Here is a 19,985-nt window from a genome sequence, read left to right as displayed (position 1 = left end):
CCGCGGGTGTCGTGGCCGGCGGACGAGCCGCGGTCGGCCGCGACACCATAGCGTTCAACCCAGGAAGATGGCAGGGACACACAGCAGGGACTGACGAGGAGCAGGAGCCGATGGGAATCGACGTCGTTGACCGGATTCAGGAGACCTTTGCCGCGGCCGGTGCCGATGGCTTCCTGCACGCCAGGGAGATCGGCCGTGACGGCCCCGAGATCGCTGTCGGCGCCGACGATCCGGTGGTGCTCGCCTCCGTCTTCAAGATCCCGGTGGCCGTCGCCTACGCGCGCGAGGTGGTCGCCGGACGGCTCGACCCGACCGAACGGGCCACCGTGACCGCTCGTTATCGCATTGGCGGCATCGGCACCGCCGGCAGTGCCGACGACGTCGAGATGAGTTGGCGCGACCTGGCCCGGTTCATGCTGATCATGAGCGACAACGCCGCCACCGATGTGGTGTTCCATCGGGTCGGACAGCCGGCGGTGGATCGGGTACTGGAAGATCTGCAGCTGTCCAGGACGCAGATCCTCGGCTGCTGCGAGGACCTGTTCGCTACGATCTACACCGATCTCGGGGTCGATCCCGACGACGACGTCGACGACGTGCTGGACGCGGCCTCACCGGAGCAGATCCGCGGCCTGGCCGCGCTGGATCCGGCCCGCACCACCTCGTCCACGCCACGGGAGATGTCTGCCCTGCTGGCCGCCATCTGGACCGACCGGGCCGCCCCCGCAGATGCCTGTGCCATCGTCAGAGACTTGATGGCACAACAGATCTGGCCACATCGGCTGACGTCCGGATTCGACAACGGCCTGCAGCTCGCGGCCAAGACCGGCACCCTGCCGACGGTCCGGAACGAGGCGGGCGTGGTGACCTATCCGGACGGACGACAGTTCGCCGTTGCCGTCTTCACCAGGGCGCACAGCCTCGACGGTCGCCAGCCGGCCGTCGACGCGTCGATCGGCAGCACCGCCCGGCTGGCGGTCGACGCGCTGCGGGACGCCGGCTGACCATGGCCGCGAGGCCGACCGGCCGCGTCAGCTCCGGGAGCGGTCCGGCCCGACGCCCTCGATCCGGCCCAGCCAGCCGGCAAGCAGGCCCTCGAGCTGACGACGTTCGTCGGCGGAGAAGCCTTCCAACAGCCGGTGTTCATTGGCCAGGTGCTCGGTGAAGGCACGATCGATCAGCCGTCGGCCGGCGGCGGTCAGCGCCACCACCCGCCCGCGCCCGTCGGCGTCGCTGACCCGTCGGGTCACCAGGCCGCCGGCCTCCAGTCGGTCGATCCGCTTGGTCATCCCGCCGGTGGTGATCATGGTGAAGGCGGCCAGCTCGCCCGGTGTGCGCTCGTAGGGAGCGCCGGCCCGGCGGAGCGCGGCCAGCACGTCGAATTCGCCCTCGGTCAGCCCGTGGCGCCGGTAGACCACCAGCAGTTCCTCGGTGAGCTGCCCGGCGATCCGATGCAGCCGGCCGATCACCCCTTGCGGGCTCGGATCCAGGTCCGGGCGTTCCCGGCGCCATTCCTGCTGGATCCGCGCGACGTGATCGGGCTCATCCATCGGTACTTCGGTCATCGCAACACGATACCTTCCATGGAAGCTATACTGCCTTCCATGGAAGGTAATCTGCGCTGGGCGGCAGTCGCCGCGATCGGGCCGATCGCGTGGGGCTCGAACTACTTCGTCACCAACCAGTACCTCCCGGCGGACTCGCCGATCTGGGGTTCGGTGATCCGGGCGCTTCCGGCCGGTCTGATCTTGCTCGCCCTGCGGCGCGAGCGCCCGCGCGGTTCGTGGTGGTGGAAGTCCGCCCTGCTCGGATTGCTGAACATCGGCGCCTTCTTCGTCCTGATCTACGTTGCGGCGCAACGGCTCCCGTCCGGCATCGCGTCGACCACCATGGCCACCGCACCGATTGTGATGATGTTTGTGGCCTGGCTGTTGCTGGCCCAGCGGCCGCAAGCGCTGCCGCTGGCCGGTGGCGGGCTCGGTGTGATCGGGGTGGTGTTGATGCTGGCCGGCGGCAGCGGCGCCATCGATCCGTTGGGCGTCGCCGCCTCGGTCGGCGCCATGGTGATGTCGTCGTTCGGTTACGTGCTGACCCAACGCTGGCGCGACGACGTCGACGTGTTGCCGATGACGGCCTGGCAGCTGGTGGCCGGCGGCCTGATGTTGATCCCGGTGGCGGTGCTGGTCGAGGGGGCGCCACCGGTGCTGGACGCCTCGTCGGCGCTGGCCTTCGGCTACGTGGTGGTGGTCGCCACCGCACTGGCCAACTGGGCGTGGTTCGCCGCGCTGCGCCGGATGCGGGCCGGAACCGTCGGGCTGATCGGCCTGCTCAATCCGGTGACCGGGGTGGCGCTCGGCGTGCTGGTCGGCGGCGAGCTGCTCGGCCTGCGGCAGGTCGCCGGGCTGGCCCTGGTGCTGATCGGCATCGCGGTGGGCCAACCGGTCGTGTCCCGTTGGTGGCGGCGGAGGCCTCAGCCCCGCAGGGTTTGCAGCAGCGGAGTGGTCGGCCGGCCGATCAACCTCGACAGGGTCGGGTCCGCATCGGACAGGGCACCCGCCGCGACGTTGGCGTCCAGCGCCGCCACGAACCCCGCAGTGCCTTCGTCGAGGCCGGAATCGACGAGTTCGTCCGCCATCGTGGTGGCATCGACCGGTCGATAGACCACATTCCGGCCGGTCACCTCGCTGAGGACGGCCGCGAAATCGTGGAAGTTCCAGGCCGTGTCGCCGGCGAGCTCGTACACCTTGTTCTCGTGACCGGCGCCGGTCAGAACGGCCGCCGCACCCTCAGCGAAATCTGCCCTGGACGCGCTGGCCACCAGGCCCTCGCCTGCCGCGGCCACCAGCTCACCGGTCTGCCGCGCCGTCTCGACGTTCGGCAGATAGTTCTCGTTGTACCAATTGTTCCGCAGGATGGTGTACGTCAGTCCGGACGCGGCCAGGTATTCCTCGGTGGCCTTGTGCTCGGGTGCGAGCACCAGGCTGCTGGTGTCGGCGTGTGAAGCACTGGTGTAGACGACCCGCTGGACGCCGGCGGCTACGGCCGCGTCGATCGCGTTGGTGTGCTGGACCAGGCGCCGACCCGGTTCGCTGCCGGAGATCAGCATCAGCGTGTCGACCCCGTCGAACGCCGCGCGCAACGCTGCCGGATCGTCGTACGAGGCAACCCGAACGGCGACACCGCGATCGGCGAGATCCGTGGCCTTGGCCGGGTCACGAACGACGGCGACCAGCGATGACGGCTCCTGCGTGGTCAGCAGCGAGTTCAGCAGGTGGGTACCGAGGGAGCCGGTGGCTCCGGTGACGGCGATGGTCATCTGGGGTCCTTTTCGAGAGGCTGGATGACAGAGGCGTACTTGAGCGATCAACTATCTGCCGTGGGCCGGGTATTCCGCCGGGACGGAAGATTCACCGGCGAGTTCCGGCCGGGGTCGGGAATGACGACCGCGGGCCCCCGGTTGTCCGAGTGAGTATCTGCCCAGTTCTGCCTGATGGAGGATCGATGACCGACTCGAGCGCCGCCGCCCCCGCCACCGAGCTGTCGTTGGAGGAGGCCGGCGCGCTCGCCCCGCTGATCACCGCCGGCGATGCCGCGGCAAAAGTGGCCGACGGCGCGTTCCTGATCGACGTCCGGTCCGAGGGCACCCGACAGAAGCAGGGGACCATCCCTGGCGCCACGGTCGTCGACCGGTACGCCTTGGATGCGTTGTTCGACGACGGCTCCGCCGATCGGCTTGGCCAGGTCAGCGGCAAGGACACCCCGATCGTGGTCGCCTGCGGGTCGGTCCGTGGATCCGGACCAGTGGCCGCGGTGTTGCGGGACAAGGGATTCACCGACGTCGTGCACATCGAGGGCGGTTTCCCGGCCTGGCAGCAAGCGGGACTGCCCACCGCGCCGCCGGCCGCCGTCGAACGGTGAGCGCAGTGCCGCAGCCGACCCTGCCGGTGTCCGCCGAGCCGGCGGTCTACGCCATCCACGAGAACCCGGACTGGTTCGGCCCCTTCGCCGACGCCTTCGCTGCCGAGGGTGTGCCGTACGTGGAGTGGGTGCTGACCGCTGGCGTGTTGCCGTTGGATCAGGATCCTCCGCCGGGCGTGTTCTGGTCCCGATTCTCGGCATCGAGCCACACCAGGGACCACCCGCTGGCCAAGGACTTCACCCGCTCGGTGCTGTCCTGGTTGGAGGCCGCGGGACGGCGCACCGTCAACGGTCGTGCCGTCGTGGAGCTCGAGGTGAGCAAGGTAGCCCAATTGACGGCCCTGCGGGCCGCCGGGATCGACGTGCCGCGCACGGTGGCCGTGGTCGGCGCCGATCCCCTGCTGTCGGCTGCCGCCGACTTCATCGCTGGCGCGGCAGACCCGGCTGCGCCGTTCCTGCTCAAGCACAATCAGGGCGGGAAGGGTCTGGGCGTGCGAAAGTTCGCCGACCTCGACGAGCTGACGAGCGCGGTCGACTCACTGGATGCGCCGGTGGACGGCATCACCCTGATCCAGGAGTACCTGCCGCCCGTCGACGGGACCATCACCAGGGTGGAGATCGTCGGCGGCGAGCTGGTCTATGCCATCCGCGCTGACACCACAGCCGGCGGCTTCCAGCTGTGTCCGGCGGATGCCTGCGCGCTCGATGCCCACGGCCGGCCGATCGCCCCGCCCGGCGCCTCCCGGGCGCCGGAACCCGGTGAGCAGATCTTCTCGCTGCGAGCCGACGTCGACGGGCTGCCGATCGATGCCTACTTGAGATTCGTTGCGGCCCAGGGCATCGAAGTGGCGGGCATCGAACTGATCGAGACCGCAGACGGTCGGGTGGTGACCTATGACGTGAATACCAACACCAACTACAACGCCGCGGTCGAGGCGGTCGCTCCGCGGTCCGGGCCGCGGCAGATCGCCCGTTATCTCGGTGGGCTGCTGGCCGACTCGTCCCGCTGAGCGGGCGCCCGTCAGCCCTTCTTGGATCGGGGACGGATGTCGATGACCAACGCGATCACGAAGGCGATCAGCACCAGCACGCCGCCGATGACGGTGACCGCCGGCTCCGGCACGCCCGCCTTGTACAGGCCCAGCGTCGCGGCCAGGGCGAGAATCACGCTGACGGCGATCTTCCAGTCGTCACCGATGATGAAGTCGTACCAGAACTGGCCGAATGCCTTGAGAAACTTGATCATCGGACGACCTCCTCGGCCTGGGCCGGGTCAGTGGGGGCGGTGGGCGGCGCGCTCGCCGATGGCTTGCGCAGAATCTTGATCAGTGCCCAGCAGAGGACGATGACCAGCGCGAGGAAGTACAGGATGGCCAGGTCCGCGCCGGGGAACTCCAGGCTGTGGCTGCCGTCGCGGAAGATGCCAAGGCCCTCGATGGACCAGAAGATACCGAACGAGGTGAGCAGCAGGCCGACGCCGAACTTGAGGGTGTTCTCCGGGATCATCGACAGCGGCTTGCGGGCGATGATGCCCAGGATCAGGACCAGCACCACGGCCGCCGCCGCCCCGTAGGCAGCGGCCGGGATATTGTCCGCCGACAGGCCGAAGGTCAGCACGATGAAGACGACTTCCAGGCCCTCGAGGAACACGCCCTTGAACGAGACCATGAAGCCGAACATGTCGATGCCGGACTTGCTCTCGCCGGCCGCCTTCGCGGCGGCTACCTCTTCCTGATAGATCTTCTCCTCGTCGTGCAACGCCTTGCGGCCGGATGAGCGGTAGATCGCCTTGCGCAGCCACTGCAGGCCGAAGATCAGCAGCAGCGTGCCGATCACCAACTGGAGCGCGGCCTCGGGGAGCCAGTTCGCCAGCGCATAACCGGCGAGCGCGGTGAAGATGCTCAGTGCGACGAGCGCGACGACGGTGCCGGCGATCGCGGATTTCCAACCACGGGTGAATCCCATGGCCATCACGATGGTGGTCGCCTCCACCATCTCGACGATGCAGGCGACGAACACCGCCAGCACCAGACTCCAGGTCACGGCGTTCACAAGGGACGTCCCTTCGATGTTCGGCGCTACCGGAGCGCCGAAATGTAGCAACTGTTGCAAATAAAGGTAGTTACAACGTGCTCGAGATGTCAACCGTTGGCTAGCATGAGTCGATGGACGCCCCTGGAGACGATCGACGCTGGCTCCTGCTGACCTATCGTGTTCCGTCGAAGTCGTCCAGGGCCAGGGTCGCCGTCTGGCGCGACCTGCGCCGCCTCGGAGCGCTGTACCTGCAGCAGGCGGTCTGCGTGCTCCCCGACGTCGACGATGTGCGGGAGTCGTTGTCGGCCATCAGGGCGAAGATCGCCGAACTCGACGGGACGAGTTTCTTCGCAGTACTCACCGATCTCGAGCCGAGTGAGCGTCAGCAGTTGGTGGACGGTTTCATTGCGGGCTCGGAGAAGGACTACGCCGAGATCGTCGAGGAGTGCGAGACCAAGTTCTTCAAGGAGATCGAGTTCGAGCGGTTCCGGCAGAACTACACCTTCGAGGAGACGGAGGAGATCGGCCAGGACCTGGAGAAGCTGCGGCGCTGGTTGGCCAAGGTGATTGCCAGGGACTGGATGTCGGCACCTGGCCGGGCGCTCGCCGAAGCGAAGGTGGCCGAGTGTGCTGTGCTGCTGGAGGACTTCGAGAACGACGTCTACCAGCGCTCCGGTCAGGGCGAGGAGACGGAATAGCCGGCCGCCGGGGCCGGTGACCGCCCGGGCGACGCCGGCATCACCACTCGCCGTTGTATCGAGATTGCCGGTTACGAAGCCCGCACAGGTGATCCGGATTTCGCTGCACTGAACGTGGTGAGTCGGGACCGGCAGCGATTACCGTCATCGATGATGAGTACTCCAGCCGGTCCCGACCGCCCCAGTGACCCTGGCCGCGCCCGGCTGCAGGACATCGGCACGGACCCCGACTACCGATTCACCTTGGCCAACGAGCGCACCTTCCTGGCCTGGATCCGCACCTCGTTGGCCCTGATCGCCGGCGGTGTCGCGGTCGTCCAACTTGCCCCGGCGCTGGGGGAGCGCTGGGTGCGCCTGGTGCTGGGCTGCGTGCTGATAGCGCTGTCGGTGGTGATGGCGGCCGCCAGTCACCGGCGCTGGTATCTCAACGAACGGTCGATGCGGCTCGGTGAGGCACTGCGTCCCACTCCGTTGACGATGATCCTGGCCTACGGCGTGGCGGTGATCGCCGTCGCGGTGTTCGTGGTGCTGCTGATCAGCGGTGGTTGACGTGCCGAAGATCCATGACTCCGGAATGCAGGCCGAGCGCACCCGGCTCTCCTGGGCCCGCACCTCGTTGGCGCTGGCGGTGATCGGTGCTCTTGAACTGCACATCGGCCGCAGTGACCTGGCCATGGTCGATCGACTGCCGGGTCTGCTGATGCTGCTGATCGCGGTCGGCTGCTGGGTCTACGGCGGGCGCCGGTACCTGGTGGTCACCCGGTCGCTGGCCGCCGGCCGGACGGTGTTGAACCATCGCCAAGGGTTGGTGCTGGCCGGGCTGTCCCTGCTGCCGGCGGCCATCGCGGTGTGGTCCATTCTTGTCTGATGCCAACCGCAGCCACCCCGCCCTTCACCACCCGTCCCGAGCTCGCCGGCACCTTCGGCATGGTCTCGTCCACCCACTACCTGGCGTCGGCCGCGGCGATGGCCGAACTGGAGGCCGGCGGGACGGCGATCGATGCAGCGGTGGCCGCCGGGTTCACCCTGCAGGTGGTGGAACCGCACCTCAACGGCCCGGGCGGCGACATGACCCTGCTGTACGCGAAGGACGACGCCGTGCCGGTGGTGCTCTGCGGGCAGGGCCCGGCGCCGACGGCAGCCACCCCCGCGGCGATGACGGAGCGCGGCCTTGACCGGGTCCCCGGCTCCGGGACCGCGGCCGCCGCGATCCCCGGCTCGACGGTGGCCTGGCTGACGCTGCTGCGGGACCACGGCACGCGCTCGCTCGACGACGTGTTGAAGTACGCGATCCATTACGCGACAACGGGTTTTCCGATCCTGCCGAACATCGCCAACACAGTCGCCAAGGTGGCCGAGCTGTTCGCCGGCCAGTGGGCCGGCTCCGCGGCCCACTACCTGCCGGGCGGCACGCCGGTGACCGCCGGCGGATTCCTGACCAACCCGACCCAGGCCGACACCTACCGGCGACTGCTCGGCGCGGCGCCGACGGGCGCGACCAGGGAACAGGCCATCGATGCCGCGCTGCACGCCTGGTCGTCCGGGTTCGTCGCCGAGGCGATCGACGCGTTCTGCGCCGCCGAGCAGGCCGACGGGCTCGGTGGCCGGTACCCGGGCCTGCTGACCGCCGAAGACCTGGCCGGCTTCCGGCCGGGCTACGAGACCGCGGCGACCGTCGACTTCCACGGCTGGACCGTGGCCAAATCCGCCGGCTGGGGACAAGGACCGGTACTGCTGCAACAACTCCGGCTGCTCGACGGGCTCGACCCGGTGCGGGACCCGCCCGGGTCCGCCGGCTGGGTGCACTCGATCACCGAGGCGGCGAAACTGGCGTTCGCCGACCGGGACGCCTGGTATGGCGACCCGGCGCCGGACCTGCCGGCGGTGCCGCTGGAGCAGCTGCTGTCGGTCGAATATGCGGTGGCCCGCCGGGGCCTGATCGGCGACACCGCGTCGCTGGAGTTGCGGCCCGGCTCGCCGGATGGTCGTCAGCCCCGGCTGCCGACCTGGGTCGCGCAGCAGGGCGTCCCGGCCGGCGGCACCACCGGCGAACCGACGGTGTCGCGGACCGGCGAAACCAAGGGCGACACCTGCCACGTCAGCGTGGTCGACCGGTTCGGCACGATGGTCGCCGCCACCCCGAGCGGCGGTTGGCTGCAGTCGTCACCGCTGATCCCGGAGCTGGGCTTCCCGCTCGGCACCCGGTTGCAGATGACCACCCTGGAACCCGGCCTGCCGACCACGCTGACGCCCGGCCGCCGGCCACGGACCACTCTGTCGTCCAGCCTGGCGGTGCACACCGACGGGCGCCGGCTGGCCTTCGGCACCCCGGGCGGCGACCAGCAGGACCAGTGGCAGGTCGGCTTCTTCCTGAACCACGTGCTCGGCGGCCTCAATCTGCAGCAGGCGATCGACGCACCCTCGTTCCACTCCACCCACTTCCCGAGTTCGTTCTATCCGCGAGAGGCCTTCCCCGGGCAGTTGATCGTCGAGGACCGGCTCGGCGAGCCGGTGATCGCCGAGCTAAAGCGGCGGGGTCACCTGGTGGTCCGCTCCGGGCCCTGGTCACTGGGCCGGATGAGCGCGGTCTCGCTCGAACCGCGCAGCGCCGGTGCGGTGCTGCGGGCGGGCGCGAACCCGCGCGGCATGCAGGGGTACGCCGTCGGCCGCTGACGGCGACGTCAGCCGCCGTTGCTCTGCAGCGCCGTCCGGGCCTCGGCGACCGCCTGCTCGGCGAACCGCACCTGGTCGGCACTGCCGTACCGGCGATAGACCTCCAGCGCCTGCTCGAAGTCGGCCAGCGCCTGCGGGTAGCGCTGCTGGTCGTAGTGGTCCCAGCCGCGATTGTTGTGCAGCGCCCCGGCCCACCGCCTGGTCCGCGGGTCGGCCGCCGCCTCGGCCGCGGTGAGCGCACGGTCGGTCCACGAGTCGCCGCCGGCCGGGTCGACAAGGGCCAGCATGTGCATGGTATCGACCCGCAGGTAGTCGTCCCCGGCTTCGGTGGCCAGCGCCAGGGCCGCCTCGAACTGCGGCACCGAGGCCGCCTGGTCACCCGCGCTCCGCCGTACCCGGCCGGCCTCCAGGGCCCTCCGGGCGCGGACCAGTGGTGACGGATGATCGCCGAGGGTGGCCAGCAGTTCGTCGGCGGAGGAGAAGCGTTCCTGCAGGCCCAGTGCCCTGGCGACCTGGGTGGTCAGTTCGGCGGCGGCCGAGCCGGTTGCGCCGGCGGCCGCGGCCCGAAGTCGGCCCTCGCTGCCGGCTGGATCGTCGAAGTCCCAAAGGTCGTCCAGCACGGCTGGATCCAGGACGGAGTCGTCGGACACGTCATCGGACATGGCGCCAAGGGTAGATCGGGCGACACTCCTACCCGGGGGGAGCGTTCTACGCTCTGTCGGACTAAGCTCACCGATGTCGCGCCAAGGGTCCGCCCGCAGCGCGACTGCTGAATGTAGGACAGTGTGTGCGCACGGCAGTGTGTTCCCACGACAGCACTGACGTTCCAGCCCGAGCACCGACATGCAGGAGGTCACCTCGTGACAGCCGTCGCTCCACGTCCCGTGGTGACCCGCCCCTACCCGGTGCAGCGCGCGCCGAAGGGGTCGAAGTTCCTCGGCTATCTGAAGACGACGGACCCGAAGGTCCTCGGCATGATGTACGTCGTCACCTCGTTCTCGTTCTTCATGATCGGCGGCCTGCTGGCGCTGTTGATGCGGGCGGAGCTGGCCAGGCCGGGGCTGGATTTCCTGTCGCTGGAGCAGTTCAACCAGCTGTTCACCATGCACGGCACGATCATGCTGCTGTTCTACGCGACGCCGATCGTGTTCGGTTTCGCGAACCTGGTGCTTCCGCTGCAGATCGGCGCCCCCGACGTCGCCTTTCCCCGGCTGAACGCCCTGTCCTACTGGTTCTATCTTTTCGGCGCGCTCATTGCGATGCTGGGGTTCGTCACCCCCGGTGGTGCCGCCGCGTTCGGCTGGACCGCCTACGTGCCGCTGTCGAACATCGAGAACTCGCCGCAGGTCGGCGGCGACCTGTGGATCATGGGCCTGGCGCTGTCCGGGCTCGGCACCATCCTCGGCGCGGTCAACATGATCACCACGGTGATCTGCCTGCGCTGCCCGGGGATGACGATGTGGCGGCTGCCGATCTTCACCTGGAACATCCTGGTCACCTCGATCCTGGTGCTGCTGGCGTTCCCGATCCTGACCGCGGCGCTGCTCGGGCTGGCCGCCGATAGACACTTCGGCTCGCACGTATTCGACCCGGCCAACGGCGGAGCCATCCTCTATCAGCACTTGTTCTGGTTCTTCGGTCATCCCGAGGTCTACATCATCGCGATCCCGTTCTTCGGGATCGTCTCGGAAGTGTTCCCGGTGTTCTCCCGAAAACCCGTGTTCGGCTACCGCGGTCTGGTCTACGCGACGCTGTCCATCGCCGCGCTGTCGATCGCGGTGTGGGCGCACCACATGTTCGCCACCGGCAGTGTTCTGCTGCCGTTCTTCAGCTTCATGACGTTCCTCATCGCCATTCCGACGGGGCTGAAGTTCATCAACTGGATCGGCACCATGTGGCGCGGGCAACTGTCCTTCGAGACACCCATGCTCTTTGCCTGCGGGTTCCTGGTCACCTTCCTGTTCGGTGGTCTGACTGGGGTGATCCTGGCGGCCCCGGCGCTGGACTTCCAGGTGTCCGATTCCTATTTCGTGGTGGCGCATTTCCACTACGTGCTGTTCGGCACCATCGTGTTCGCCACCTATTCGGGCATCTATTTCTGGTTCCCGAAGTTCACCGGCAGGTTCCTGGACGAGCGCCTGGGGAAGTTCCATTTCTGGACCACCTTCGTCGGCTTCCACATGACGTTCCTGGTGCAGCACTGGCTGGGCAACATGGGCATGCCCAGGCGCTACCCGGATTACTTACCGACCGACGGCTTCACCTGGCTGAACGGCTTCTCCTCGATCGGCGCCTTCGTCCTGGGCGCCTCGACGCTGCCGTTCATCTGGAACATCATCAAGTCCTGGCGGCACGGCGAGGTGACCACCGCCGACGATCCGTGGGGCTACGGCAACTCGCTGGAGTGGGCGACAAGTTCCCCGCCGCCGCGGCACAACTTCACCTCGCTGCCCCGGATCCGCTCCGAGCGCCCGGCTTTCGAACTGCACCACCCACACATGGCTGAACGAATGCGCAGCGAGGCACATCCGCACCGTGGGTGGAAGGGGCTCGACGAGGTCGAGTCCAGCGACGAACTGAAGATCCCGTCCAGCCACTAGCGGCGGTCGAAAGGGCCGCCACGGCCGGAGGAACCGTCATGACACCGGTGCTGGTCACCGTCACCGGCCCGGACAAGCCGGGCGTCACCGGCGTGCTCTTTGCCGTCCTCAACCGGCATCGGGTCGATGTGGTCGATGTCGAGCAGGTGGTGATCCGCGGCGCGCTGACCCTCGGCGTGCTGGTCGAGACCGCCGGCGACGCCGAGGCCCTGCAGGAACGCATCGAGCAGGCAATGGCCACCATCGCGATGAACGTCAGGGTGGCGATCGGCGCCGCTGTGTCCGACGACCGGGAACCGGTCACCCACGTGGTGCTGGTGATGGCCCGCGGGCTGCAGGCCGGCACCATCGGCGCGCTGACTCGGCGGTTCGGGGCACTGGGCGTCAACATCGACGGCATCAAGCGGATCGCCGACTATCCGGTGACCGGACTCGAACTGACCGTCTCGGCGCCCGACGATGCCGCCCTGCGGTCGGCGGTGGCCGAGACCGGCAAGGCCACCGGCGTCGACATCGCCGTGCAGCGGGCCGGGCTGGAGCGCCGGACCAAACGGCTGATCGTCTTCGACGTCGACTCGACGCTGATCACCGGCGAGGTGATCGAGATGCTCGCCGACCACACCGGTACCAGGTCGAAGGTGGAGGAGATCACCGCGGCCGCGATGCGTGGCGAGCTGGACTTCGCCGAGTCGCTGCGGGCCAGGGTGGCGATGCTGGCCGGGTTGGATGCCGCGGTGCTGGACGAGGTGGCCGCCTCACTGGAACTGACGCCGGGCGCCCGGACCACCATCCGCACCCTGAAGCGACTCGGCTACCGATGCGGCATCGTCTCCGGCGGGTTCACCCAGGTGGCCCGGCATCTGGTGGAGAACCTGAGCCTGGACTTCATCGCGGCGAACACCTTGGAGGTGGTCGACGGCCGGCTCACCGGGAACGTGGTCGGGGAGATCGTCGACCGGCCGGGCAAGGCCAGGGCCCTCGAGCGCTTCGCGGCCGAGTTCGACATCCCATTGGCGCAGACCGTGGCGGTCGGCGACGGCGCCAACGACATCGACATGCTGTCCACCGCCGGGTTGGGTATCGCTTTCAATGCGAAGCCGGTGGTCGCCGAGCATGCCGACACCACGCTGAACCAGCCCTTCCTGGACCCGGTGCTGTTCATCCTGGGCATCAGCCGGGCCGACGTGGAGGCCGCCGACGCCGCCGACGGCTCGCTCCGCCGCGTCCCGCTGCCCTGACTCCCGGGTGCCAGCGTTGAACCCCGGGTGCCGGCGCTTATCAACTTCCCATGCGCTTGCGAAGTAGTTGACTCACGTCACTCCCGCCCCGATTCATGCGACTTCAGAAGCGCCTGCGATGTTGATAAGCGCCCTCATGGGGGCGGGGGAGCGATGGTGGTGCCGGGGACGAACTCGCAGTCAAGGGTGACCGAGCGAGGGCGGCCGCCCTCGATCAGCCGCAGCACGGTGCGGGCGGCGGTCCGGCCCTTGTCCTGCATCGGCTGGCGCATGGTGGTGAGCGCATGGCTGGTGAAGGTCTGCAGTTCGATGCCATCGAAGCCCACAACGCTCAGGTCCGTCGGTACGGCCAGGCCGAGGCCCTCGGCGGCTCGGACCACCCCGGCGGCCAGTAGGTCGCTCTGGGCGACCACGGCGGTGGGCCGGTCGACCCGATCCAGCAACAGCCGGCCGATGCGTTCGCCCTCCTCGACGGTGCTGTCGGTGGCGGCCAGGGCGACCCCGGTCGGGAACACCGACCAGAATCCGCGCAGCCGGTCGGCGGCGGTGTCGCCGCCGGCGCCGGCCAACAGCGCGGGGCTGACGAACTGCGTGCCGGCGGCATCCAGTGGCAGCGTCACCGTGGCAGCCTGCCGGTGACCGAGTTCGGCCAGCCGACGGGCGAGCTGTTCTGTCGCGGTGAGATTGTCCACGTCGACGGCCGGTACTCCCGGCCTGGCCCGGGAACCGAGCAGGACGGTGGGGATGTGCCTGCGCCGCAACGACTCCAACAGTTCGGCCACCAGGGGGCTGCACCCGGAGAGCACCATCCCGTCCATCGCGGCATTGTCGAACGCGGACCTGGCATGCGGGGCGTCGGTGAGCAGCAGCACGCCGGCCCCGGCGTCGCCGAGTACCTCGGCGACGCCGTCCACCATGCCGACGTTCACCGGGTCGCGGAACGCCCGGATCACACTGTTCTCCACCAACATGCCGACCACCCCCGAACGACCCTGTCGCAGCGAGCGGGCCCGCGGATCCGGTCCCGAGTAGCCGAGGGTGTCGGCGGCCGCCAGCACCTTGTCCCGGGTGGCGTCGGACACCGGCCCGAGGCCGGAGAAGGCCAGCGACGCGGTGGACACCGAGACGCCGGCGGTCCGGGCCACCGCGGCCAACGTCACCCGTTGTCCGGAGATACTTGCTGCCACCATGCGTGTTATCGTACTCGAATCGATTCGATCGAATCGATTCGACTGGCAGCAACGGGCCCACCGGCGGACCCTTGTCGAATCACCCGCGAGGAGCGCCCATGGTTTCGTCCGCCACCACTGCGGACACCGTCGCCAACGGCCGGCTGACCCGTCAGCAGGGCCGGCAATGGACGATGGCCATCTTCGTGATCTTCTTCATCTGCGGGATCAGTATCGCCAGCTGGCTGGCCAGGATCCCGGCGGTCCGGGACAGCCTGGGCGCCAGCACCTTCAAGATGGGCATGCTGATCGTCGGGCTGTCCGTCGGGTCGATGATCGGTCTGGCGCTGTCCAGCCACGTGATCGCGCGGATCGGCGCGAAACGCACCATGTACATCGTGCTGACCGTGATGCTGGCCGGTCTGGTGGTGGTCGGCCTCGGGTCGATTGCCCCGAGCTACCCGCTGATCCTGTTGGGGCTGTTGATGTTCGGCCTCGGCACCAGCACCAACGACGTGGCGATGAACCTGTCCGGGGCCGCCAACGAGCGGGTGATGGGCCGCACTCTGATGCCGCTGTTCCATGCCCTGTTCAGCCTCGGCACGGTGGCCGGCGCCGGCCTCGGTGCACTCGCCGAGCGGGCGCACGTCCCGGTGGTCTGGCACCTGATCGCGATCGCCGTGGTGGCGATGGTGGCGGCGCTGTGGGCGTTGCCGCAGGTTCAGCCGGAGTCGCTCGGCGTTTCCGATGAGGAGGCAGCGCAGGACGAGGTGCAGGACGGCGGCTGGCGGCAACGCCTGGCCGTCTGGAAGCAGCCGGGCACGTTGCTGATCGGCCTGATCGTGCTGGGCATGGCGTTCGCCGAGGGATCGGCCGGCGACTGGCTGGCGTTGGGCATGGTGGACGACCGGGGCACCAGCAAGGCCACCGGCGCGCTGATCTACGCGGTCTTCGTCGCCGCGATGACGGTCGGCCGGGTGGCCGGCGTCTTCGCGCTGGATCGGTTCGGTCGGGTGCCGGTGCTGCGCGCCACGGCGGTCACCGCGCTGCTCGGTTTGGCGCTGGTGATCTTCGTGCCGTTCATCTGGGCGGCGGTGATCGGCACCGTGCTGTGGGGCCTGGGCGCATCGCTCGGATTCCCGGTCGGCATGTCGGCGGCCGCGGACGATCCGCGCAATGCCGCCGCCAGGGTGAGCGCGGTGGCCACCATCGGCTACCTGGCCTTCCTGGTGGGTCCGCCCGGCCTCGGCCTGCTCGGCGAGCACGTCGGCCTGCTCAACGCGTTGATCGTGGTGATGGTGCTGATCGCGGCCGCGGTGTTCGCGGCGCCGGCCGCCAGGGAACGGCATCGGGTCGTCGCCCCGGCCGGCACCGACCGCGCCGGGGTCGCGCCGACCGGCCGGTGACATGCTGATCGGGTGACTGACGACGGCTTGCCGCCACCGATCCGGACCGGGGCTCCGGCTGCTCCGCAGGCCCCGGTCGTTCCTGCCGGTGCCGCGGCGCCGACCGGTACTGCGCTGGCGCCGTTGCGGGCCAGGTACGCGCACTGGCTCGGGCTCGACGAGCAGCAGGTGCTGGCCGACCGGGACGAGGCTGCCGAGGACATCCGGGCCCTGCAGTTGCTGCTGCGGCTCGAGCGGACGGCGAATCCGAGCTGGCACCGGGCGCTGGCGATGTCCGCGACGTTGTCCGCGGCCATCTGTCTCGACCCGCGCAGCGAACCGGGCGGCGAGTGGTTCGATGCGGTGTCGGCCTACTGTGCGGGCCACATCCGCAAGGTGACCCGCCGTGGTCGCGGTGCGCAGTGGGAGGCGACCGCCGAGCTGCCGGGACTGACCCTGATCGACGGTGATACCCAGGTTCGGGCGATGCTGCCCGGCCGGGTGGCCGAGCTGGACAAGCGGATCAGCAAGCTGCAGGTGGGCGGCACCGAACTGCCGGTGGACGATCCGGTCGCGGCCCCGCCGGCTCCGGTGCTGGCGCTGTTCGTGCCCGTCGATCCGCCGATGACCGCCGGTAAGCAGATGGCGCAGACCGGTCATGCCGGCATGATCGCCGCCGCGCTGCTGGCCGGCAGCGCGCCGCCGGCACTGCGGGCCTGGGCCGCGGCGGGCTGCCCGGCGGTGGTGCGACGGGCCGACGTCGATCAGTACGGCGCCCTGCAGGCGCGGCTCGCCACACCGGAAACTGCCTGGGCTGACGAGGGTCTGCTCGCCGTCCGCGACGCCGGCTTCACCGAGATCGCGCCGGGCACGGTGACCGTGATCGCGCGGGCACCGCGAAACTGAAGCCGCTGCGGTCAGGCGGGAGTCGTCAGCGACTGGCACGGGCTCATCACGAGACCGAGCCCACGGACGACCAGGAGCGCCCCCACTGCGATGAGCACCACCGCGATCAGCACGGACAACCCCGTTGGCAGGGCTCGGCGGCCGGCCCTGGCGTTCGCCACGAAACCGCCGACGGCAAGAAAGAGCACCAGCGCCCCGCCGCCGACCTTCGCCAGATCGAAGTACTGACAGGTGACAACGCCGTTGAGCTTGTTCACCGTGCTCGTGCTGAGGCTGAGGAACCAGGCGATGACGGCGACCACGATCCCGCCCTTGTATCCGGTGGGCGTGTCGGACCATAGGTTGCGGATCGAGACCGGTGTTTGCTGGGCTGCTGACGGTGAGGCGGGCCGGCCGGTGGGACTTGTCACGAATGTCTCCTTTGTGGGGGCGTCTCAGCACGAAGAGTGCTTGGTTGCCGCTTCAGATGCAAGGGGGACGCCTTTGGTTCCCGGTGGCCGCCGGGCGCTGCCCACCGCTGCCTGAGCGAACATGGCAGCATCGTCTACCGTGACGACTGCAGATTCGGCCGCGCCCGACACCCTCGCTGACCTGTCCTTCCCCAGGCTGTCCGCCCGGACGCTGCGCTTCACCTTGGGCGAGCCGCGGAACGTCACCGTCACTGCGGACGGCTCGAAGGTGCTGTTCGTGCGCACCGACACCGGCACCGACCGGACCGGTGAGCTGCGCGAGTTCGACGTCGCCACCGGCACCGAACGGGTCCTGGCGGACCCGCGGGAACTGCTCGGGGCTGACGGCGAACAGCTTTCGCCGCAGGAACGTGCCCGGCGGGAACGGGCGCGCGAGTCGGCCGGCGGGGTGGTCGGCTACACGGTTGACGACGCCGGAACGCTTGCCGCGTTCGCGCTGTCCGGCGCGGTCTGGATGTGTGAGCTGGCCTCGGGCAGGTGCACCGAACTGCCGACCGCCGGCGCCGTCATCGATCCCCGGATCGACCCGACCGGGCGGACCGTCGCCTATGCCGCCGACGGCGCGCTGCGGGTGATCGGCGTCGACGGGCGCGGCGACCGGGCGCTGGTCGAGCCGGAGACCGAAACGGTGGTCTGGGGCCAGGCCGAGTTCGTCGCCGCCGAGGAGATGGACCGGTTCCGCGGCTACTGGTGGGCGCCGGACGGGACGTCCTTGCTGGTCGAGCGGTACGACGTGGCACCGGTGCCGCTGTGGTACCTGGCCGACCCGGCGGACCCGGCCCGGCCGCCGACGCCGCATCGCTATCCGGTGGCCGGCAGCGCGGATGCCGAGGTGTCGCTGTGGCACCTCACGCTCGACGGTGGGAAGTGGCCGGTGGCGGCAACTTCCGAAGAATTCCCCTACCTGACCCGGGTGTCTTGGACCGGTGACGACCCGGTGGTGCAGGTGCTGAGCCGGGACCAGCGACGCGCCCGGGTCGTGCAACCGCATCTCGCCCAGCGGGACCGCCCGGGGATGCCGGCCGGACCCGAACCGACGTCGCGAACCGCACGGCTGCTCGCCGAACAGGACGATGAGATCTGGCTGGAACTGGTCGCCGGGGTGCCCTGCCTGGCACCGGACGGTCGGTTGCTGACCACCGTCGACGACCGCAACACCGATACCCGGCGGCTCGTGCTGGACGGGGCGCCGCTGAGCCCGCCCGGCGTACAGATCCGGGCGGTGCTGTCGGTGGACGGCGCCGGTGCGCTGGTGCAGGCGTCGGCCGCCGATCCGACCAGCGTCGAACTGCTGCGCGTCGGCTGGGACGGTGGCGTCACCGTGCTGAGCAGCGGACCCGGTGTGCACCATGGGGTGTGCGCCGGCGACACCCTGGTGATCAGCAGCAGCACGCTGGAGGCCGACGGCAGTCGGGTCACGGTGCTGGCCGGCGGCCGCGGGGTCGGGACACTGAGCCGGACCGCCGAGTCCGCCGGTTTCGTCCCGCAGGTGACCCTGCTGCGGACGGGGGAGCGAGAGCTGTCCACGGCGGTGTTGTTCCCGCGCAATCACATCGCCGGGTCGGCCCGGCTCCCGGTGCTGATGGCGCCCTACGGCGGGCCGCACGTCCAGTTGGTCCTGCAACATCGGCGCGGCTTCCTGCAGCCGCAATACCTTGCCGATCAAGGGTTCTGCGTCATCGTCGCCGACGGGCGCGGCACGCCGGGGCGCTCGCCGAGCTGGGAGAAGGCGATCCGCGACGAGTTCGCCTCGGTCACCCTGGCCGACCAGGTCGATGCGCTGGCCGCCGTCGCGCAGCAGTATCCCGACGACATCGACCCCGGCCGGGTCGGCATCCTTGGCTGGTCGTACGGCGGTTACCTGTCGGCGCTGGCGGTGCTGGCCCGGCCGGACGTGTTCCACGCCGCGGTGGCCGGTGCACCGGTCACCGACTGGGAGCTGTACGACACCTTCTACACCGAGCGCTACCTCGGGCACCCGGCGCAGCAGCCGGAGGTGTACCGACGGAACTCGTTGCCGGACCTGGTCTCCGGGGCGGCGTTGCCGGGTACGGTGCCGTCGGATCCGGTGCCGCCGAACCGGCCGCTGCTGATCCTGCACGGGATGGTCGACGACAATGTGGTGGTCGCGCACACGCTGCGCCTCTCATCCGCGCTGCTGGCCGCCGGCCGGCCGCACTCGGTGCTGCCGTTGACCGGGGTCACCCACATGACGCCGCAGGAGGTTGTCGCCGAGAACCTGCTGAACCTGCAGGTCGATTTCCTTCGGCGGGCGCTGGTCGAACGATCCGGGCAGCAGCGGGACGGGCGGTGAGGCTGTTCGCGGCGATCCGGCCGCCGGCCCAAGTGCTGGAACACCTGAACCTGGCACTGTCGGTGCACCGCAACGGGATCGGCGGTCAGCTCCGGTGGGCGCCGGACGAGCAACTGCACATCACCGTTGCCTTTTTCCCAGAGGTGCCCAGCGGCGCCGTCGGCGAGGTTGCCAGGGAACTTGTGCGGTTGACCGAGGGGTTCGACCCGTTGCGCCTCGCAATGCGCGGCGCCGGCACCTTCGCCGGTCGGACACTCTGGACGGGGGTGGCCGGCGACACCGAACCACTCGCCGACTTGATGGCCGCCGGCAGCCGGATGGAGTACGCCGACCCGAGGGACGTCCACCGCGCGCACCTGACGGTCGCCCGGCCGTCAAGACGGTCGCACGGAACGGATCTGGCCACCATCGTGCACGCGCTGGCGGTCTACGCCGGGCCTGAGTGGGTGGCGGAGAGCGTCGAACTGTACTCGTCCCAGCTCGGCAAGGGCCGGGGCGGCGGTCCGCTGCATGAGTGGATCGAGAGCGCACCATTTCGGCAGTGACGGTCGGATGGTCACCCTGTGCCGGTGACTCGGGC

At 69.4% G+C, this 19,985-nt stretch carries 20 protein-coding genes and 1 pseudogene; 14 read left to right on the top strand and 7 right to left on the bottom strand.

What is annotated here, in order from left to right:
• Nucleotides 1-110 precede the first annotated feature (110 nt).
• The gene (locus tag K340_RS0102120) at nt 111-1,004 is read left to right on the top strand and encodes a serine hydrolase (RefSeq protein ID WP_037362223.1); all 894 of its coding nucleotides are present in this window, start codon (nt 111-113) and stop codon (nt 1,002-1,004) included.
• A 27-nt stretch (nt 1,005-1,031) separates the two neighbouring features.
• On the opposite strand, the gene K340_RS0102115 is transcribed toward K340_RS0102120, so the two are convergent.
• A complete protein-coding gene (locus tag K340_RS0102115; protein ID WP_029135489.1) occupies nt 1,032-1,565 on the bottom strand; it encodes a MarR family winged helix-turn-helix transcriptional regulator in 534 nt (177 codons plus the stop codon).
• On the opposite strand from K340_RS0102115, the pseudogene K340_RS26855 reads away from it, so the two are divergent.
• Nucleotides 1,452-2,369: pseudogene (locus K340_RS26855) on the top strand (EamA family transporter); the annotation flags it as partial. The gene K340_RS0102115 and the pseudogene K340_RS26855 overlap by 114 nt on opposite strands.
• A 101-nt stretch (nt 2,370-2,470) precedes the next feature.
• Here the strand turns inward: K340_RS26855 and K340_RS36835 are convergent.
• Entirely contained in the window at nt 2,471-3,316 is an 846-nt protein-coding gene (locus K340_RS36835) for an SDR family oxidoreductase (protein WP_029135488.1), read from the bottom strand.
• A 185-nt stretch (nt 3,317-3,501) separates the two neighbouring features.
• Between K340_RS36835 and K340_RS0102100 the strand changes: the two genes are divergently transcribed.
• Nucleotides 3,502-3,918, top strand: coding sequence for a rhodanese-like domain-containing protein (locus K340_RS0102100; protein ID WP_029135487.1), 417 nt, complete (start codon nt 3,502-3,504; stop codon nt 3,916-3,918).
• Between the two features lie 5 nt (nt 3,919-3,923).
• Nucleotides 3,924-4,928 (top strand): ATP-grasp domain-containing protein, encoded by a 1,005-nt coding sequence (locus tag K340_RS0102095; protein ID WP_211229214.1) that lies wholly within the window; start codon nt 3,924-3,926, stop codon nt 4,926-4,928.
• Nucleotides 4,929-4,939: 11 nt separating this feature from the next.
• On the opposite strand, the gene K340_RS0102090 is transcribed toward K340_RS0102095, so the two are convergent.
• Together K340_RS0102090 and K340_RS26850 are read right to left on the bottom strand one after the other, a co-directional pair.
• The gene (locus tag K340_RS0102090) at nt 4,940-5,164 is read right to left on the bottom strand and encodes a hypothetical protein (RefSeq protein WP_029135485.1); all 225 of its coding nucleotides are present in this window, start codon (nt 5,162-5,164) and stop codon (nt 4,940-4,942) included.
• Nucleotides 5,161-5,970, bottom strand: a complete 810-nt coding sequence (locus K340_RS26850; RefSeq protein WP_211229213.1) for a COG4280 domain-containing protein — start codon at nt 5,968-5,970, stop codon at nt 5,161-5,163. Before K340_RS26850 ends, K340_RS0102090 begins: the two co-directional genes overlap by 4 nt.
• Before the next feature lie 113 nt (nt 5,971-6,083).
• On the opposite strand from K340_RS26850, the gene K340_RS26845 reads away from it, so the two are divergent.
• The 4 genes from K340_RS26845 (at nt 6,084) to K340_RS0102065 (ending at nt 9,323) form a co-directional block, all read left to right on the top strand.
• Nucleotides 6,084-6,650 carry a Chromate resistance protein ChrB gene (locus tag K340_RS26845; protein ID WP_037362222.1) on the top strand — a complete coding sequence of 189 codons (567 nt, stop codon included), beginning with the start codon at nt 6,084-6,086 and terminating at the stop codon, nt 6,648-6,650.
• Nucleotides 6,651-6,803: 153 nt separating this feature from the next.
• Complete coding sequence (locus K340_RS0102075; RefSeq protein ID WP_154674022.1) at nt 6,804-7,199, top strand: YidH family protein; 396 nt, start codon at nt 6,804-6,806, stop codon at nt 7,197-7,199.
• 1 nt (nt 7,200) lies between these two features.
• On the top strand, nt 7,201-7,518 hold the full coding sequence (locus K340_RS0102070; RefSeq protein ID WP_037362221.1) for a DUF202 domain-containing protein: 318 nt from the start codon (nt 7,201-7,203) through the stop codon (nt 7,516-7,518).
• On the top strand, nt 7,518-9,323 hold the full coding sequence (locus K340_RS0102065; RefSeq protein WP_037362220.1) for a gamma-glutamyltransferase family protein: 1,806 nt from the start codon (nt 7,518-7,520) through the stop codon (nt 9,321-9,323). Before K340_RS0102070 ends, K340_RS0102065 begins: the two co-directional genes overlap by 1 nt.
• Before the next feature lie 8 nt (nt 9,324-9,331).
• On the opposite strand, the gene K340_RS0102060 is transcribed toward K340_RS0102065, so the two are convergent.
• On the bottom strand, nt 9,332-9,985 hold the full coding sequence (locus K340_RS0102060; protein ID WP_037362218.1) for a tetratricopeptide repeat protein: 654 nt from the start codon (nt 9,983-9,985) through the stop codon (nt 9,332-9,334).
• A gap of 198 nt (nt 9,986-10,183) precedes the next feature.
• Between K340_RS0102060 and ctaD the strand changes: the two genes are divergently transcribed.
• Nucleotides 10,184-11,923, top strand: a complete 1,740-nt coding sequence (ctaD, locus tag K340_RS0102055; protein ID WP_029135480.1) for an aa3-type cytochrome oxidase subunit I — start codon at nt 10,184-10,186, stop codon at nt 11,921-11,923.
• 38 nt (nt 11,924-11,961) lie between these two features.
• Nucleotides 11,962-13,161, top strand: a complete 1,200-nt coding sequence (gene serB / locus K340_RS0102050; protein ID WP_037362215.1) for a phosphoserine phosphatase SerB — start codon at nt 11,962-11,964, stop codon at nt 13,159-13,161.
• Between the two features lie 134 nt (nt 13,162-13,295).
• Here serB and K340_RS0102045 read toward each other — a convergent pair whose 3' ends face one another.
• Nucleotides 13,296-14,351, bottom strand: a complete 1,056-nt coding sequence (locus K340_RS0102045) for a LacI family DNA-binding transcriptional regulator (protein WP_037362214.1) — start codon at nt 14,349-14,351, stop codon at nt 13,296-13,298.
• Nucleotides 14,352-14,449: 98 nt separating this feature from the next.
• Here K340_RS0102045 and K340_RS0102040 point away from each other — a divergent pair, with 98 nt between their 5' ends.
• Both K340_RS0102040 and K340_RS0102035 read left to right on the top strand, forming a co-directional pair.
• Nucleotides 14,450-15,736 (top strand): MFS transporter, encoded by a 1,287-nt coding sequence (locus K340_RS0102040; protein ID WP_084613926.1) that lies wholly within the window; start codon nt 14,450-14,452, stop codon nt 15,734-15,736.
• Nucleotides 15,737-15,748: 12 nt separating this feature from the next.
• Complete coding sequence (locus K340_RS0102035; RefSeq protein ID WP_245599403.1) at nt 15,749-16,621, top strand: peptidyl-tRNA hydrolase; 873 nt, start codon at nt 15,749-15,751, stop codon at nt 16,619-16,621.
• An 11-nt stretch (nt 16,622-16,632) separates the two neighbouring features.
• Here the strand turns inward: K340_RS0102035 and K340_RS0102030 are convergent, their stop codons facing one another.
• Nucleotides 16,633-17,031 carry a hypothetical protein gene (locus K340_RS0102030; RefSeq protein ID WP_154674021.1) on the bottom strand — a complete coding sequence of 133 codons (399 nt, stop codon included), beginning with the start codon at nt 17,029-17,031 and terminating at the stop codon, nt 16,633-16,635.
• A 139-nt stretch (nt 17,032-17,170) separates the two neighbouring features.
• On the opposite strand from K340_RS0102030, the gene K340_RS0102025 reads away from it, so the two are divergent.
• Entirely contained in the window at nt 17,171-19,405 is a 2,235-nt protein-coding gene (locus tag K340_RS0102025; RefSeq protein ID WP_245599402.1) for a S9 family peptidase, read from the top strand.
• Nucleotides 19,402-19,950 (top strand): RNA 2',3'-cyclic phosphodiesterase, encoded by a 549-nt coding sequence (gene thpR, locus K340_RS0102020; protein WP_029135473.1) that lies wholly within the window; start codon nt 19,402-19,404, stop codon nt 19,948-19,950. The genes K340_RS0102025 and thpR overlap by 4 nt, the downstream gene beginning before the upstream one ends.
• Nucleotides 19,951-19,985: the final 35 nt, after the last annotated feature.

The sequence above is a fragment of the Nakamurella lactea DSM 19367 genome, from assembly GCF_000426645.1.
GTDB classification, from domain to species: domain Bacteria; phylum Actinomycetota; class Actinomycetes; order Mycobacteriales; family Nakamurellaceae; genus Nakamurella; species Nakamurella lactea.
Note: the sequence above shows the minus strand (reverse complement) of the source record. Positions and strands in the feature narration are given on the sequence as shown.

Bases quoted from the DNA above. Each gene is read 5' to 3' on its own strand.
- K340_RS0102115 (WP_029135489.1), bottom strand. From the start codon at position 1,565: ATGACCGAAGTACCGATGGATGAGCCCGATCACGTCGCGCGGATCCAG.
- K340_RS0102045 (WP_037362214.1), bottom strand. From the start codon at position 14,351: ATGGTGGCAGCAAGTATCTCCGGACAACGGGTGACGTTGGCCGCGGTG.
- K340_RS26845 (WP_037362222.1), top strand. From the start codon at position 6,084: ATGGACGCCCCTGGAGACGATCGACGCTGGCTCCTGCTGACCTATCGT.
- K340_RS0102120 (WP_037362223.1), top strand. From the start codon at position 111: ATGGGAATCGACGTCGTTGACCGGATTCAGGAGACCTTTGCCGCGGCC.
- K340_RS0102100 (WP_029135487.1), top strand. From the start codon at position 3,502: ATGACCGACTCGAGCGCCGCCGCCCCCGCCACCGAGCTGTCGTTGGAG.
- K340_RS0102065 (WP_037362220.1), top strand. From the start codon at position 7,518: ATGCCAACCGCAGCCACCCCGCCCTTCACCACCCGTCCCGAGCTCGCC.
- K340_RS0102090 (WP_029135485.1), bottom strand. From the start codon at position 5,164: ATGATCAAGTTTCTCAAGGCATTCGGCCAGTTCTGGTACGACTTCATC.
- K340_RS0102075 (WP_154674022.1), top strand. From the start codon at position 6,804: ATGAGTACTCCAGCCGGTCCCGACCGCCCCAGTGACCCTGGCCGCGCC.
- serB (WP_037362215.1), top strand. From the start codon at position 11,962: ATGACACCGGTGCTGGTCACCGTCACCGGCCCGGACAAGCCGGGCGTC.
- K340_RS0102060 (WP_037362218.1), bottom strand. From the start codon at position 9,985: ATGTCCGATGACGTGTCCGACGACTCCGTCCTGGATCCAGCCGTGCTG.
- K340_RS0102040 (WP_084613926.1), top strand. From the start codon at position 14,450: ATGGTTTCGTCCGCCACCACTGCGGACACCGTCGCCAACGGCCGGCTG.
- K340_RS36835 (WP_029135488.1), bottom strand. From the start codon at position 3,316: ATGACCATCGCCGTCACCGGAGCCACCGGCTCCCTCGGTACCCACCTG.